This window comes from Thermoflexus sp. (assembly GCF_042408365.1).
In the GTDB taxonomy this organism is placed as follows: domain Bacteria; phylum Chloroflexota; class Anaerolineae; order Thermoflexales; family Thermoflexaceae; genus Thermoflexus.
Genome location: NZ_JBHOQJ010000246.1, coordinates 1 through 14,627, shown reverse-complemented (window position 1 = coordinate 14,627; position 14,627 = coordinate 1). Strand labels below are relative to the sequence as shown.

Sequence of the window (14,627 nt, the reverse complement as noted above, 5' to 3'; positions counted from 1 at the left end):
GCCCTTTGGGCCGTGGGGAGGGGGGAGAAAGGGGGGTGGGGCATCGGCCCGTACCATCTCATATCCTCCAAACAAATCTGGATGAAGCACTACTTCTGGAGGGTTCCTCATGCTCCGATGCTTCGCATCGATTGCGATCATCGGATTCGCCGCGCTGCTCCTGTTCCTGCTTGGAACGAGAGGTCCAGATACCAACCCCCAGCAGCTTTGGGTCGATGACGATGGAACGATCGGGAAATCAAGCGCATCATGCGATGGCCCCGATGCAGCTTACCCCAACATCCAGGCGGCGATCGACGCCGCTCGGGATGGTGATGAGATTATTGTCTGCCCCGGGATCTACGCCGAACAGATCACCATCAACCGCAACCGGCTTTCCCTTCATTCTGTCGATCGCTCGGCAGTGGATCCAAGTCCGGACACCATCCTCCAGCCTGAGGAACTGGTCCCTGCTGGAGTATGGATCCTTGGGGATGGAAATACCTTTGAGGGCTTTGTGATCGAAGATAAGACCATTGCCCTGCCTGCTCATGATCATGCCCATCAGCTGATCCTTGTTCAAGGGGACCGTAATGTCGTACGAGCCAACCGGTTGATCGGCCGTGGGAGCACGGAGCCGCCAGACACCGGCATCCTGGTGCACGGCGGCGATGTGGGCAACGGCGTCGCAGAGAGCAACCGGGTGACTGAGAACGAGATCCTCAACCTTTCTGGCCACGCGATCCGGATCCTCAGCGAGGGGTTCCAGCGGGCCGCCTATTGGACCATCGTTTCCGGCAATCATGTGCACGATAATCCAGGGCATGGCATCACCATCGATCGCTCGCCCTATACCCAGGTAGAGCGTAACATACTCACCCGCAACGGCCTCGCGCTATCCTTCAACAGCGATGCTTCTTTTCCAGGGATCGGCAGCAGCTTCCAGTGCAATCAGATCGCCGGCAACCGCATAGGAGCCCGAAATACGGCGATCGATGACACTGGGATGGATGCTCGGTTCAACTGGTGGGGGAGCGCCGTCGGACCTATGCACGATACGCGAAATCCATCCGGTACAGGGGATCCAATAGGGGATCACATCGATTTCGAGCCATGGCTGATTGGGACGCCGGGCCCGGTATGCCCTTTGATTCAAATCCCCATCGATATCCTGCCGGGAAATGTCCCCAATCGCATCCACCCCGGCCAGCGGGTAGCCCTCCCCGTAGCGATTCTCTCCAGGCCCGGGTTGAGGCCGACCGTCGATCTTGACCGGAATCGCATGACGTTCGGCCCTACAGGGGTCGAGGCCCCGGTGGTTGGGTGTCAGACCACTATCGGAGATCTTAACGGAGATGGGATCGCGGATATGGTGTGTTACTTTCGGATCGAGCGTGCTGGCTTCCGGCCCGAGCATTCGGAGGGAGCGCTTCGGGGGCAAACGCTGGATGGCATATCGGTGGAGGGCCGGGACGCGGTGCAGATCGCTCCGTGAGCCCGTCCTCACACGAGTGGGCGAGAAACCCCTCTTTTATAAGATGGCCCGACCGCTCTGGGCATCCATCCAACGGATCGCCGTGGGAGGGAAAGACACCCAGAGGGTCTGGCCAGGAGCGAGGGGGCGACCGGACGGAAGGGTCAACTTGAGGGTCTGGGCGCCCAGGCGGGCGGTGATCAGCAGCGAGGCCCCTAAAGGTTCCACCACCATGACCGCCGCCGGCAACGCGCCGGGGCGGGGCGTCTCGTCTACCTGGATGTTCTCCGCTCGGATCCCCAGCAGCAACGGCTGTCCGGAGCGGATCCCGTTCATGGGAGGGATGGGCAGACGATGACCTTCCAGGACGAAACACCACCCGGTTGGGTCGTCTTCCACCACTCCATGCAGGAAGTTCATCGGAGGGTTCCCAATAAATCCCCCCACGAACACCGTGGCCGGCGCTTCATAGATCCGCATCGGGGTGTCCACCTGCACGATCTCCCCCTCCCGCATCACCGCGATGCGATCCCCCAGGCTCATGGCCTCCACCTGGTCATGGGTGACGTAGAGGATGGTCATCCCCGTCTCCTGATGGAGGCGCTTCAGCTCCGCCCGGGCGTGCAATCGTAACAGCGCGTCGAGATTGCTCAGGGGCTCATCCATCAACAACACTTCCGGTTGCATCACCAGGGCTCGGGCCACAGCGACCCGTTGACGCTGGCCCCCGGAGAGCTGTGCCGGATAGCGGCCCAGCAACTCCTCAATTTGCAGCATCGCCGCCGCCCGTTCCACCCGCCGTCGGACCTCCCCCTCCGGGACCCGCCGCATGCGGAGCCCGAAGGCGATGTTGTCATAAACCTTCATATGGGGGAACACCGCATAGCTCTGGAAGACCATCGCGATGTTCCGGTGCCGGGGGGGGAGCCCGGTGACCTCCCGGGTCCCAATGAAGATCCGGCCTCGATCCACCCGCTCCAGCCCCGCCACGCACCGCAACAGGGTCGTCTTGCCACACCCTGAGGGCCCCAGGAGCACGAAGAACTCCCCATCTTCCACCGTGAGGGACACATCCCGCAACGCGATAACCTTACCGAAGGTCTTGCGAACCCCCTCCAGTCGCACACCCGCCATCGTCTATACCTCATCCTCAGAATGGGATTCGGAGAGCAGGTCGAAGCCTTGGCCCCCATCGCTCTCTCAGCGGCTGGTGAGCCCCCACAGATTAAAGAGATAGCGGCGAATGAAGAAGAGGATCACCAGGGCCGGGGCGACCATGAAGAACCCACCCGCGAACCGGAAGTAGAGGGGGGACTCGTTCAGGGCGACAATCACCAGGGCCGGCAACGTCCGCTGGCGCAAGGTGAGAATAGCCGCGGCGAAGACCTCGTTCCAGGAGATCACGAAGGTGAACAGCGCGGCGGCCGCCAGCCCAGGGAGGGCCAGGGGAAGGGAGATCCGAAGGAACGCGGAAAGGTAACTGCATCCCAAGGTCATGGCGGCTTCCTCCAGATCCCGCGGGATGGAAACGAAGATGCTGGCGGTGATCAAGATCACGAAGGGGAGGGCCATCGCCGTGTGGACCAGCGCCACCGCCCACGGGGTGTCATACAGGCCGATGCGGATGAAGGTCACCGCAAGGGGGATCGAGAGGATGGCCATCGGGAACATACGGGTCATCAGGATCCCCATGCGAACGGCCTCGCGGCCGGGGAAGACGAACCGCGCCAGGGCGTATCCGGCTGGCGCCCCCAGGGCGAGGGAGAGTGCCACTGTGAGCAGGGCCACCACCACGCTGTTACGGGTGGCCGCCAACGTCCCGGTGGCGTTCACGAAGAACCACATCGTTTCCGTTGAGAACTCCAGCGGAAGCAGGGGGCGAGGCCAGCGATACACCGCCATCCGCGGGCTGAAGGCCAGCAGGCCGATGAGGTAAATCGGCGCCAGCACCCAGAGGGCCATCCCAGCCGCTCCAACATACCAGAGCGCGTCCTTTATCCATGAACTATGCTTCATCGCTCCATCTCCTCCGGACGCGTACGCAACGCATACAGGTAAAAGCCCGTGATGGCCGCGGAGAGGACCAGGATCACCAGGGAGTAGGCGGCAGCCACATGGGGGTTGTTGGCGCCCACGTACCAGATATACGCCTCCGAGGCGAGCACCGGCAACACCCCACCGCCCAGGGCCACCACCACTGCGAACGTCTGGAAGGCAAAAAGGGTCCGGATGATCAATGCCGCCTGCAGGCTGGGCCGCAACAACGGCAGCACGACATAACGGATCTTCTGGACCAAGTTGGCCCCAAACACCTCCGCCGCCTCCCAGTACTCCCCCAGAATCATCTGCAAGCCCGACACCAGGGTGACCATCACAATCGCCGTCGCCCGCCACACTTCAGCGACCACCACCGCCAAGAGGATGCCGAGCGGGCGCTCGTAGGAGAGGAACACAATCGGGCGACCGATCCACCCCAGGCCGTGCAGGATCACGTTCAGATAACCCCGCTCCGTGAAGATGGCCAACCACACCAACCCCGCCGCCAGTTCGGAGATGGCCAGGGGGATTGCATACAGGTAGAGGAAGAAGCCCGCCCCGCGACGGCGGGACTGTACCATCAGGGCCATGGCCAGCGCCAGGACCAGCTGGATCGGAATAATCAGGGCGATCAGCGTGAGGGTGTTGCGCAGAGCGGGGAGGAATCGGGTGTCGTTGATCATGCGGCGGAATGGATCCAGCGACCAGCTCCCGCCCGGCGCCTGGAAGGCCAGCAACAGCGCTTGAAAGCTGGGGATCGCGATGAACAGAACCAGGAAAAGCGCCGCCGGGGCCAGCAGGGCCATCGGCAGCCATTCCCCCCACATCTTCCTCCGGCTCATCCCACTCCTCGATCGTCAGGCTTTCGCGAGGGTGTGGGCGCTTGAAGGCGCCCGCACCCCGAACCATCTCTTCGGCCTTTGCAGCGCCTCGCGGGGGCGGAGGACGTTTTGAGCGCCCTCCGCCCCCGGATCTCATCAGCGGATCTGGCACGGCCCGGTGCTGGGCGGATCTGGCGGCCAGCAGGCCGCTCCGGTCTCGTTCAGGATCGCCTGCAAATGGGCGGCCTCTTCCTGAAGCACTTTTTCAATGTCCTCCCCTTTGAGGACGATCCGCTCCAGGGTGTCCCGGTTGACTTTGTTGAACTCGCCGGCCTTCCCGCCCAACCCCACCGGCAGGAGCGCGGGGATCGCATCCGGGGCGCTGGACTGCTTCACCACCGCCTCCCCCTCAACCCGAACATGGACCGGCACATCCGCCGGCATCGGGATATCCAGCACCGGGAAGAAGGCCACCTCCCGAAGGATCGCCAGCTGGGTCTCCGGCCGGGTCAAGAATTCGATTAACGCCTCCGCCCCCTCCCGGTTCGGCGCGCCCTTCACGATCCCCAGACAGGCCAGGACGGGCATGAAGCCCCGTCCCTTCGGCCCGGCCGGGACAGGGGCGGCGATGAAGTCGTCGGGGCGCTCCTTGAAGGCGTTGACCAGCCGGGCGGTGTGATCCCATGCGATCCACACCTCCTCGGCGAGCAGCGGCTCTTGCATGAAGTCATAGGTGGTCGATTGCGGGTTGACGTGCTCCCAGAGGGCCTTGAAGGCCTTCCACATCTCTACGGCCTCGGGGCTCTTGTATGTCGTGACGAAGGCGCCCGTGTAGGAAGGATAAAGATAGCCCTGGACGAAGCGATGGATCAGGCCCTTCGGGCCCAGCGGGAAGCCTAACTTGCGCTCCCCGGTCGCTTTGTGGATGTTCTCGCCCCACTGGCGGAGCTGATCCCAAGTGAGGGCGTTCAGATCCGCCCCCGCTGGGAGGTAATCCAGCGCCTTCTTGTTGATCGCTAGGATATAGGTCGCCTGCATCCAGGGGATGCAATATTGGCGGTCGGTGCCCAACCTCCCCAGCTCCACGAACTGGGCGACCATCGGGCGATCCTTCAGGCGCTCCATCAAGAGGGTCACGTCCTCCAAGGCGTTGTCCTTCAGCAAGGTGGCGAAGTTCCCGTGCAACGCTCCCACCACGTCCACCGTAACCTTCCCCGCCTGGATCTCGGCGCGGATGCGATCATGAAAGGGCCCCTCATCTTCCGGGATGAACTCCACCGGGGCGCCGAACGGCCGAAGGATCACGTTCCGCATTTTCTCGGCCTCTTCGACTGGCCGCAGCTGGGTGGAGAGGAAAACGACCGGCTTCGGAGGAACCGTGGGCGTCGGCGGGGGCGGCGTGGGCGAAGGGGCGGCGGGGGGAGGCGCTGGGGTGGGCGTTGGTGTAGCCGCCGGCTGACACGCGAGAAGAAGGGTGAGGATGAGGAGGAAAGGGGACCAGAGCCATCGGCTTCGCATGGCAAACCTCCTTTCGCTCAGATGGGGAGATCCTCTGGCAACACAGACCCCGTCAGGGCCGCGATCCGCTCCGCGGTCCGGCGAACCGCCTTCTCCAGCGGGCGGCGCTGGGCGAGCACCTCTTCCACCAACGCTTGCCACTCCTCGGATACCCGGGCATAGGCCACCAGGGACGACCGTACCCGCCCTTGTTCCACCATGGGCAACGTGCGGGCCAGAAATCCCTCCCGTTCGCGGGCGAGGCCCGATGCCGCTGGGATCCAAGGCGGATGACGACAGGTCAAGCGCGCGAAGGCGTTCAATGGTTCCTCAGCGATCGCCAGCCGCAACAGGGCGAGGGCCTGCTCCGGATGGCGGGATTGGCGATAGATCACGAAGACCATGCCACCCAGGAGGCCAGCCGGCCGGCCGTGGGGCCCGGCCGGGATCGGAACCGCGGCCACCCGCTCGAGGAACGCCGCCTCATCCCAGCCGGCGGCCCGGCGGATCAGCTCCGCCTCATAACTCCCTCCAACGGCCATCACAACCCGCCCCTCCGCCAGCCAGAGCGCCGCCTGCTCACGGTGAAAACCGATCACCTCCGGCGGCATCAGACGGTGCTCCCAGATCAGCGACCGCAGGAAGGCGAGCGTCTCGTACGTCGCCGGCTGATCCAGCAACACCCGTCCTTCCGCGATCAGCTCGCCCCCATTTGCCCAAAGGAAGGGAAGGGTCTGATAGGTGGTCGTCTCCCCACCGGTCCGCCCGGCGACCATCGCCATCGGGTAAGGGCCGAGGCCGTAGCGCCTCCGGACCTCCGGTTGTTGGAAGTGGCGGCCGATCTCCACCAGCTCTGCCCAAGTGGTCGGTGGGCGCAAGCCCTCCGCCGCCAGCCAGTCCCGACGCACCCAGAGGACGCTGACATCCATGCTGATGGGGATCGCATAGAGATGTCCCTCGAGGACGCATGCCGTTCGGGGACCTGGCATCAACCAGGCGATCGCTTGGGCTTCCCATATCGGGTCGATCTCCCCGATGGCCCGGAGGCAGCGAAAGGCGACGAATTCGGCCAGCCAAGCCGAATCGAGGATGGAGAGATCTGGCGCCTCCCCATTTCCCACAGCTTCGATCAGAGCCGAGCGGGCTCGGAGGAAAGGAATTTCCTGAACCGCCAGCTCAAGCGGGCGATCCGGATGCTCTGCGTTCCAGCGGCGCACCGCCCAATCGAGAGGGATCCGCCAACGGGGATGGGAGAGGACAACTCGCAACACAACAGGCATGCTGTCCCGATCCCGCCGGAGTGCCACGAACGTCCCACGGCCCCGTCGACGGACGATCAAGCCTTCGCGCACCAGATCCTCCAGTGCCTGGCGGACCGGCGCTCGGCTCACCTGATACCGGGCGCACAACTCCGCCTCGGTCGGCAAACGATCCCCAGGCCGCAAGCGGCCTTCCAGGATCTCCGCCCGCAGGATCTCTTTTAACTGCTCATGGATGGGGATTCCACTGGCCAGGTCCAGGTTCCGCTGTCCTCGCATTCTCGAAAGCTTGAAAGGATTTGTTATAATGATATAATGAATCAATCACCACGTCAAGCACTGATTGGGAGCTTTGAGGGGATGACGGATGAACCTTAGAGGATGTCTTAAAATTTGACTAACGGCAACTTTTTCGGTGGATCTTCCGAATATGACTGAACAAAATCGGCGAAAACCGTATCCTATCTAACCGATGCCGAGGGGCAACGGATCGAGCCTGATCTTCCCAAACGCCCATCCCCCCGAGGCCGCCATTGAGTCCATTCCTTCCGCGAGATTTTGAAGGTTATCTTCGATGGGCTCCGGAGGGGCGGTTCGTGGCGGATGCTTCCCCACGACCGGCCGCCGTGGAAAACGGTCTATCCTTTCTTCCGTTGTGGTGACCAGATGGCCCGTGGGCGGGCATCCACGATGCGCTTCGAACCGCGCTTCGGGTGTCCTCGGGCCGCGATCCCCCACCCAGCACCGCGATTTGGGATCGCCCGTCGGTCCAAACGACCGAAAAAGGGGGCCTCGGGGCGATGATGCCGGCAAACAGGTGAATGGTCGGAAACGTCCTCTCCTGCTCGACTCCTTGGGCTGGCTCCTGACAGTTGTCGTTCACCCCGCCCACGGGCAAGACTGGGAGGGCGCCCCGCTCGTCTTGGAGAAAGTCCAAAGCCGACGGTCGCGTCTGCGCCGGATGGGGGCGGATGGCGGCGATGCCGGGCCGCGGGTCCCGCGGGTCAAAACCGTCTGGGGTTGGGTCCTTGAAGTCGTCCAGCGCACCGACCATGGCTCCGGGTTTCCAGTGCGGCCACGGCGTTGGGGGATGGAGCGCCCGTTGGCTGGGTTGGGTAAGGATCGTCGGCGGAGCAAGGATGATGAGGCTCTGCCGGAGACCAGCGAGCCCTCATCGATGCCGCGATGATTCATTGGATGGTCAGGCGCCTGGCACGCCTCGCGGCTCATGACCCATAACCGAATTTTCAGACACTCTCTAAGGGAATAGGGTGCCAGAGCCATGCCGGGAGCTGCTAAAAGCGGTGATTTTCTCCTATAGGGGTGCGGGAGAGGGGCCTACCGGCCCCGGCGCGGTCGGTCCTCTCTCGCGGTGCAGTGACGGGCTGTGATTGTTCAGAATTCGGCAACCCAGCAGCAGGGCCAAATAACCCTCGACACCCAACCAACTACAAATGCACATGCGCCACTGCTCCCGGGTGCCGATAGGCACAGTCGGCTTTATGCAGGGTTAGACCGTGTTTTGCTCTGAAAGAGCTGGCTACTCGCAAAACTCAACGCCACGCATTTAGTTCACGCCAAGCATCACGAACATCCCATCCTATAAACCGTCTTACCTGAAGCGTTTCCTGTACCTCAGCTAGATCAGAGCGTAGTTGAGAGCTCCCTCGATCCATCAGTCCGGTAATAACGTTCTCCAGCACTTCGGCCTGCTCGGAAGTCAAAATCGCTTGCTGATCGGGAGTAGAATCCGGATAGGTCAAGGCCTGGAACAACGGCAACCATTGCCTCAGTGCTAAGCGGGTTTGTGTCCGGAACTTTTCATCAAACGCCAAGATCAAGGCTGTTTCAAGGCGGTGCTGCTGGTAAAGTGTGAGCCAGCGTTGCCCAATGGGACTCTGTGCTAGCACCTTATCCCTGAAGGCTCGCAGAAGGCGTAAATCATCGGGCTCGGTGAGCTCTCCAGACACTACGATCTCGGCAGGGCACCCTGGCGGACAGTCTGGCTCGCTGCTACAGTTGTCTTGGGGTGCAGAAACTTGGCCCGCAACTGAGATGCGCAGTGCACGATAGGCATTTAGCCGTCCGAACGTTGTACGCATCTTTGACACAAATGGCAGGTAGACCTTATGTGACAAATCCGCGGGCTGTAACCCCTCTAAGGTTGTTGAAGAAGAGCCTTCGAACAAAGTTGTCGTGCCAGGCAAATCATCAGCTGACTGATACAGGATCCACCAAACCTGAACATTAGTTAGAGTAGGACGAGCTGACCATACCAATCCAGCTACACCAGATACATGCGGCGCTGCTGCCGATGTCCCGCTGGCCGTGCGATACCCTCCGCCGCGGTCGAGGCTATACACGTTTTTGCCGGGTGCTAAGATATCCAGTTCTTGGCTTCGGTTAGAAAAGCCAGCCTCTTGGTCATAGTGGTCACTGGCCCCAACAGACAGAACTCGCGGAGAAGCCGCTGGGTAGCTTAGGCGCGTCTTATCGGAATCATTACCTGAGGCAGCGATTAGCAAACTACCACGCTCAAAGGCATAATTGATGGCGCGGGCTATTGTTTGTGAGCACCCGCAGTTAGAAGTAAAACCCAGGCTCATATTAATAATCCTTGCCCCTACCTGCGCTGCATACTGAATGCCTTGAGCGACGCTCTCGGCAGTACCTGAGCCACTAGAATCGAGCACCTTCACTGGAAGAATCTGACAGCCCTGGCAGATGCCTGCAATGCCGCGGTTGTTGTTGGTATTCGCTGCAACAATACCCGCCACGTACGTACCGTGACCATGATCGTCCATCGCGTCGTCGTCGTTATCGATAAAATCTTTGTCAATGTCTGTGCGCACTCGCCCGCCGGTCAATTCAGGGTGATTATAATCTACCCCCGTATCTATAATGGCAATCAATACGTCAGGCTTGCCTTTTTCGATGTCCCATGCCTCTGGAGCGTCTATGTCAGCATCAGGGGTACCACCCGTTTGCCCAGTGTTATGCAATGCCCATTGCTTGCTAAAATCCGTGTCATTGGGAAAGTCGGCTATACGATAGATTAGATTGGGCTCAGCGTAGGCTATAGCAGGATCCCTCTGATATTCGCGAACCATAGCGAAGATGTCTGTTCCAGCGGGAACAGTCAACTTGAACACGCCTGCCAGTCCATATTTCGTAGCAATAGGATCGGTCAAATCAATCTGCGTGAACACAGGGGAGATTTGTTGGACAGCGTACTTCTGGTTTAACTGGTCAAGGGAAGCGATACCTATCTGACCTGGGGATGTCCTCTGACCGGCCAGATTCTGTACCACCTCCGGTTTCAATCCAATGAGAATCTCGTTGGGAACAAACGATCTCTCTAAAGGGAGGCTTGGAGCAATACTTATTCTGCTGTCAGAACCAATACTGGGGGCGGGTGACAGTAGAGATAACCCGGCAAACACAATAATAAGAAGTTGACGACGCATTGTAAAACCCCTCCTAACTGTACAAAGACAATTCTGTTATTTAATTTCATGTGGAATTACTTCAGACTTGAGAATGTAATCGCCGCATCAGACGATCTCCTGATAGCCCATACTAATCTCTATCAGTGACGCTATCGAGCGTCTCAGATTAGCCATACTCGACTCAGACAACTTTGTAGGGAAAGTGAAAGGCTGCAATGGTCACAAAGTGGCTTCAGGTGTTGAGATAACATTGGGAAGGAAACTCCTGGATCACCTCCACCCTATCACCATTCGGGACAGCAAGGTCAAGAAGGGCCGCATCGTCCCCATGCTGAAGATAGTCATCCCGGAACTGCGTGATGGAACAGGTGCACTTACCTCAGAGTTCATGTGGCAATACCTCTTTCTGGCTCCCCGGCATTCCGTTGACCCCCGCAGGGGGCAAGGAACGTCGTCACCCATTGACCCTTTCAGTAGTGCCCCTTAACCATTAGGTGAATACACGTTAATCTTCACCCCCACCTTTGGGTACTTGGGCCATTTTGTGACCACATATGGGGTGCATAAATAGGCCCATCGGCTCGGTTGCCAACATCGGGTAATGGTGGTGGAATCGGGCTTGCGCGTTGGGTCAAACTCTCCCCCAATCGGAGGTGAGTCCGAATGGCAAAGGATGAGAGCTGCCATGAGATCGTTGCCCAAATGGCTAGCCGCCTGGCCCAACCGATCTTGCCGCGCTACTCCCATCCGAAGCGTCCTTATTGCTACACCCTCACCCAATGAGCTGCCTGCGTGCGGTTGACCTTTTATCTTAAGCTCAGCGATCGAGATGAGATACAAGACTGGCTGTTGGTGACGGACCGGGTTTGCGCTGTATTCGAGCCGAAGCAGGTGCCCGATCCCACCACCCCGGTGGCGGGTCGATCGGCGTCTGATGTCCATGAAAGTCCTGAACCCGATGGGGCGCCGGTGGCTGGATCTGATGGGGGTGAAGGAAGAAACAGTTGCCGAGGATCGCACCGGGTATCCCCACGACCCAGGCCAGCGCCTATGATCGGAGCCGAACGGGCCGCCGGATGCAGGAGTTCCGGAGGAGCGCCGATGCCGTGGGCATCCCATCGCCGCTCATTTTGGCCTGGCGCCAGGGACCGGGCCCTGGCAACGACCGCGTGTTTCGGAATGGACTGGGGCGCGATGTCCGGAAAATGGGTCGGGCAATCATCGGGGATGCCGGTTTTGACAGACGGGGGGTGACGGAGCGCGATGGGATCCACCCTATCCGCCGGGATGGCCGGCGGGTCGATCCGAAGCGAAAGGCCCGGGCGGAGTGGGTCGCCGCCACCCGGTGGGATGGCGGGTAAGGTCAGCGCTGGAAGGCGGAGACGGTCCACTCTGTCATTGAGCGCCAGTTTGGCGATGCCTTTCGTTCGCGCCGGGCCTCTCTCCGGCGCCGGGAGCCAGCGCTCAAGGCCTTGGTCTACAACCCCCATCGCTAACTTCTATATCTTTGCAACAGAGCAAGGTCCACCATTTAACTTAACGATCAAGGGGCACTACCACCCTTTCAGCAAAATCGAAAATGGAAACCGTGAAGGACAACCGATGCACCAGCGTGGGATCCACCCTCCGGTCGGTGTCTTCCGCACCACTGAGGGCATTTTCGTTCAAAGGGCTACCCTGAGTATACTTCCGAAGGCCCCTTTTGCCAAGCTCCAATGCGCGGGGTGATTGTTCGCATACTGGTAAAATATGGGGAATTATTCCCATGGAGGAGAAGATCTATGCAGTTGTCGTTCATCCTGTCCAAGGTGGAACCCGGGAATGTTCAATGGCCAAAGGTTTGCCTCCGGCCAGGATGCGAAGGGAGATACTTCAAGCCGTTTCGGGAAGCGACCAAGCAGCTACGGGATGCTCACTGCTCTGAGGTCAAAGCCTACTGCGATTGATGTCTCCGTTGCGGCCATCCTTTCAGGGTCTAGCCAACCGGGGTCTCCAGAGACCATTTCTCCCACCAGCTGAAGGGGTGCGCTGTGGTCCTCTGTCTCCTGGGACGGAGGGACGGGGCCGTCTCCCGGCAGCTGGAGGCCTTGGGATGGTCGATGGTTGACCGAACGGTCAGGAGACCGCCCAGCGAGGGCCGGGGATGAAGCGGGAGCAAGTCTTTGAGGAGATCCAGACCCCCGCGGTGGGGAGCGATGTCACCACGGTGAAGGGGAAGGGAAAGATGGAGGCGGTGGGGGTGGAGATGATGGTCACGGACGATGCGGATGCGTTCCAGGAAGTGGCGGATGCATTGAGGCTGGATCATCCGGTGTGCAGGAGCTGCGGGCAACAGAACACGGAGCGGTTCGTGGAAGAGTAGAAGGGGCTGGTTGAGAGGGATGCGGACGGCTCCCTGAAAGCCATTGGGGTGTCGCCGGAGCCAGCGGTGGCGGATTTGGATCGGTTGAAGCAACGGGTTTGGGCGCTGAAACCTGAGGGTAGGAGAGAGGTGGGATAGAGGTTGAGAAAGATATTTGAGAGCGAAGCCACCGGGGGAAGGGGAGAGAGTGTGGTCTACCGGATTCGGCGGTTATTGTTGGATTGGTAGAATTCATGGTCTCGATGGACGAAGTACCAGCGATGTGAGGGGCCGAATGGGGAGCGACTGGACGGGACGAACAATGCGGTTGGACGAGCGATTGGGCGGTGGATCAAGGAGCGGTATCGGATAATGCGGGGGTACAAGCGGGAGAAGTCGACAGGGAATGGGAGTCGGTTTCTGGTGTGGTATGGGAATCATTTGAGGAGGGGCGGAGCTAATCTGGCAACAGTGTTGTGCTCAAGAGTTAAGAAGGGAAAACGAGGCCTGGGAGGGCTATCCGGCCCTGCGCTGGGTTACTGAATTTTAAACAATCACAGCGGGCAGGGCTTTTCAATGTTCTAACAAAGGCGGCAGAACAGCCGGAGGAGACGCTTTGGGCATCGGACAAAATCTCGTCAGGCATCCGGTGTACACGGATAATACCCCACAGGTTGCTTGTATCCGGCCTATCCAGTAGAACTTTGAAAAGCCCTGCACGGCAGGCTGGGGGCCTTGACGGATTTTCGCCCGTCCGCGAAAATGGATGCTGACAGCATCACTACCCATCGCTTCCGGGAGGCCGTGGAGGGGGAAACGGGGGGACGGTTATTCCCGCGAGAGCTCCCGCCGCAGGATCCAGTAGGTCTCCCCCACTGCCAGCGCCATCCATGCGGCCAATCGGAGGCCGTGCAAGCCGTCGATGTAACCACGCAATCGAACGAAGCGACGCCAGAACTCCCGCACCATCATTGTCCACGGCGTGTAAATCCGGGGCCGCACCCCCGCTTCCCGAAGGGCCTGCGCCTCCAGCCGGGCGTAGACCCGCTGCTTGGCCCGGAATTCGGCCGGAGAGTCGTAGTTGTAATGGATCAGAGGGTTCCGAAGATAACCGGCCTCGCCCTGCAACACCACGATCTCGTGGACCAGGCGTTCGTATCGGGCATAGCCCCGACGCAGGAGGCGCAGCTGGTAATCGGGCCACCATCCCCCGCCTCGGGTGAGCCGCCCGAACAGGTAGTTCCGCCGCGGCACCCACCAGCCCACATAACGTGGATCCTGGATAGCCACACGGATCTCCTCGGCCAGCGCGGCGGTGGCCCGCTCGTCAGCGTCCACGAAGAAGATCCACTCGGCTTCCACTTTCTCTAAGGCCGCGTTGCGCTGGGCCGCGTAGTTCTCGAAGGGATGTTGAAGGACCTCCGCGCCACACGCCCGCGCCTTCTCCACCGTGTCGTCGTCACTGTACGAATCGAAGACGACGATCCGATCGGCCCAGCGCACGCTTTCGATACATGCTTCGATGAAGGCTGACTCGTTGCGAGTGAGGATGACCACCGCCAGCATCGGCTTCACGGCCTCCTGCTCACGAAACTTGGACTCGCAGCCGGTTTTTTCGTGGGGGTTTGGGAGCAGGGTGCTTCGCTCCTTCCATCGCATATCCTCAAAGGGCGTGTCCCAATTTCGTCGGATGTAGTGAAATCAGGTCGTCACCTCGCTTGGTTATGGTCATTTTTCTTCGTGGGGGTGTGGGCCGCCTTCGGCGGCCCA

Annotated in this window: 11 protein-coding genes and 1 pseudogene; 5 read left to right on the top strand and 7 right to left on the bottom strand. The window is 60.5% G+C overall.

Annotated features, from left to right (window positions below; translation table 11 throughout):
- Nucleotides 1-109 precede the first annotated feature (109 nt).
- On the top strand, nt 110-1,474 hold the full coding sequence (locus ACFMO5_RS11405; protein WP_376792874.1) for a nitrous oxide reductase family maturation protein NosD: 1,365 nt from the start codon (nt 110-112) through the stop codon (nt 1,472-1,474).
- Between the two features lie 36 nt (nt 1,475-1,510).
- Here ACFMO5_RS11405 and ACFMO5_RS11400 read toward each other — a convergent pair whose 3' ends face one another.
- The 5 genes from ACFMO5_RS11400 to ACFMO5_RS11380 form a co-directional block, all read right to left on the bottom strand.
- Entirely contained in the window at nt 1,511-2,587 is a 1,077-nt protein-coding gene (locus ACFMO5_RS11400) for an ABC transporter ATP-binding protein (protein ID WP_376792873.1), read from the bottom strand.
- Between the two features lie 66 nt (nt 2,588-2,653).
- Complete coding sequence (locus tag ACFMO5_RS11395) at nt 2,654-3,469, bottom strand: carbohydrate ABC transporter permease (protein WP_376792872.1); 816 nt, start codon at nt 3,467-3,469, stop codon at nt 2,654-2,656.
- Nucleotides 3,466-4,332, bottom strand: coding sequence for a carbohydrate ABC transporter permease (locus ACFMO5_RS11390; protein ID WP_376792871.1), 867 nt, complete (start codon nt 4,330-4,332; stop codon nt 3,466-3,468). Before ACFMO5_RS11390 ends, ACFMO5_RS11395 begins: the two co-directional genes overlap by 4 nt.
- Nucleotides 4,333-4,467: 135 nt before the next feature.
- On the bottom strand, nt 4,468-5,829 hold the full coding sequence (locus tag ACFMO5_RS11385; protein WP_376792870.1) for an ABC transporter substrate-binding protein: 1,362 nt from the start codon (nt 5,827-5,829) through the stop codon (nt 4,468-4,470).
- A gap of 17 nt (nt 5,830-5,846) precedes the next feature.
- Nucleotides 5,847-7,346 (bottom strand): extracellular solute-binding protein, encoded by a 1,500-nt coding sequence (locus tag ACFMO5_RS11380; protein WP_376792869.1) that lies wholly within the window; start codon nt 7,344-7,346, stop codon nt 5,847-5,849.
- A gap of 273 nt (nt 7,347-7,619) precedes the next feature.
- On the opposite strand from ACFMO5_RS11380, the pseudogene ACFMO5_RS11375 reads away from it, so the two are divergent.
- Both ACFMO5_RS11375 and ACFMO5_RS11370 read left to right on the top strand, forming a co-directional pair.
- Nucleotides 7,620-7,871: pseudogene (locus ACFMO5_RS11375) on the top strand (transposase); the annotation flags it as partial.
- Nucleotides 7,819-8,256: a transposase gene (locus ACFMO5_RS11370; RefSeq protein WP_376792875.1), complete on the top strand. Its 438-nt coding sequence runs from the start codon at nt 7,819-7,821 to the stop codon at nt 8,254-8,256. The pseudogene ACFMO5_RS11375 and the gene ACFMO5_RS11370, both read left to right, overlap by 53 nt.
- Nucleotides 8,257-8,620: 364 nt before the next feature.
- On the opposite strand, the gene ACFMO5_RS11365 is transcribed toward ACFMO5_RS11370, so the two are convergent.
- The gene (locus ACFMO5_RS11365) at nt 8,621-10,534 is read right to left on the bottom strand and encodes a S8 family peptidase (RefSeq protein ID WP_376792868.1); all 1,914 of its coding nucleotides are present in this window, start codon (nt 10,532-10,534) and stop codon (nt 8,621-8,623) included.
- Between the two features lie 986 nt (nt 10,535-11,520).
- Here ACFMO5_RS11365 and ACFMO5_RS11360 point away from each other — a divergent pair.
- The gene (locus tag ACFMO5_RS11360; protein ID WP_376792867.1) at nt 11,521-11,877 is read left to right on the top strand and encodes a hypothetical protein; all 357 of its coding nucleotides are present in this window, start codon (nt 11,521-11,523) and stop codon (nt 11,875-11,877) included.
- A 782-nt stretch (nt 11,878-12,659) separates the two neighbouring features.
- Nucleotides 12,660-12,878 carry a hypothetical protein gene (locus tag ACFMO5_RS11355; protein ID WP_376792866.1) on the top strand — a complete coding sequence of 73 codons (219 nt, stop codon included), beginning with the start codon at nt 12,660-12,662 and terminating at the stop codon, nt 12,876-12,878.
- Nucleotides 12,879-13,685: 807 nt separating this feature from the next.
- Here the strand turns inward: ACFMO5_RS11355 and ACFMO5_RS11350 are convergent.
- The gene (locus ACFMO5_RS11350) at nt 13,686-14,423 is read right to left on the bottom strand and encodes a glycosyltransferase family 2 protein (RefSeq protein WP_376792865.1); all 738 of its coding nucleotides are present in this window, start codon (nt 14,421-14,423) and stop codon (nt 13,686-13,688) included.
- Between the last annotated feature and the right edge of the window lie 204 nt (nt 14,424-14,627).

What these genes read in the sequence shown, in the direction of transcription:
- ACFMO5_RS11405 (WP_376792874.1), top strand. Translation starts at nt 110, where the DNA reads ATGCTCCGATGCTTCGCATCGATTGCGATCATCGGATTCGCCGCGCTG.
- ACFMO5_RS11400 (WP_376792873.1), bottom strand. Translation starts at nt 2,587, where the DNA reads ATGGCGGGTGTGCGACTGGAGGGGGTTCGCAAGACCTTCGGTAAGGTT.
- ACFMO5_RS11395 (WP_376792872.1), bottom strand. Translation starts at nt 3,469, where the DNA reads ATGAAGCATAGTTCATGGATAAAGGACGCGCTCTGGTATGTTGGAGCG.
- ACFMO5_RS11390 (WP_376792871.1), bottom strand. Translation starts at nt 4,332, where the DNA reads ATGAGCCGGAGGAAGATGTGGGGGGAATGGCTGCCGATGGCCCTGCTG.
- ACFMO5_RS11385 (WP_376792870.1), bottom strand. Translation starts at nt 5,829, where the DNA reads ATGCGAAGCCGATGGCTCTGGTCCCCTTTCCTCCTCATCCTCACCCTT.
- ACFMO5_RS11380 (WP_376792869.1), bottom strand. Translation starts at nt 7,346, where the DNA reads ATGCGAGGACAGCGGAACCTGGACCTGGCCAGTGGAATCCCCATCCAT.
- ACFMO5_RS11365 (WP_376792868.1), bottom strand. Translation starts at nt 10,534, where the DNA reads ATGCGTCGTCAACTTCTTATTATTGTGTTTGCCGGGTTATCTCTACTG.
- ACFMO5_RS11355 (WP_376792866.1), top strand. Translation starts at nt 12,660, where the DNA reads ATGAAGCGGGAGCAAGTCTTTGAGGAGATCCAGACCCCCGCGGTGGGG.
- ACFMO5_RS11350 (WP_376792865.1), bottom strand. Translation starts at nt 14,423, where the DNA reads ATGCTGGCGGTGGTCATCCTCACTCGCAACGAGTCAGCCTTCATCGAA.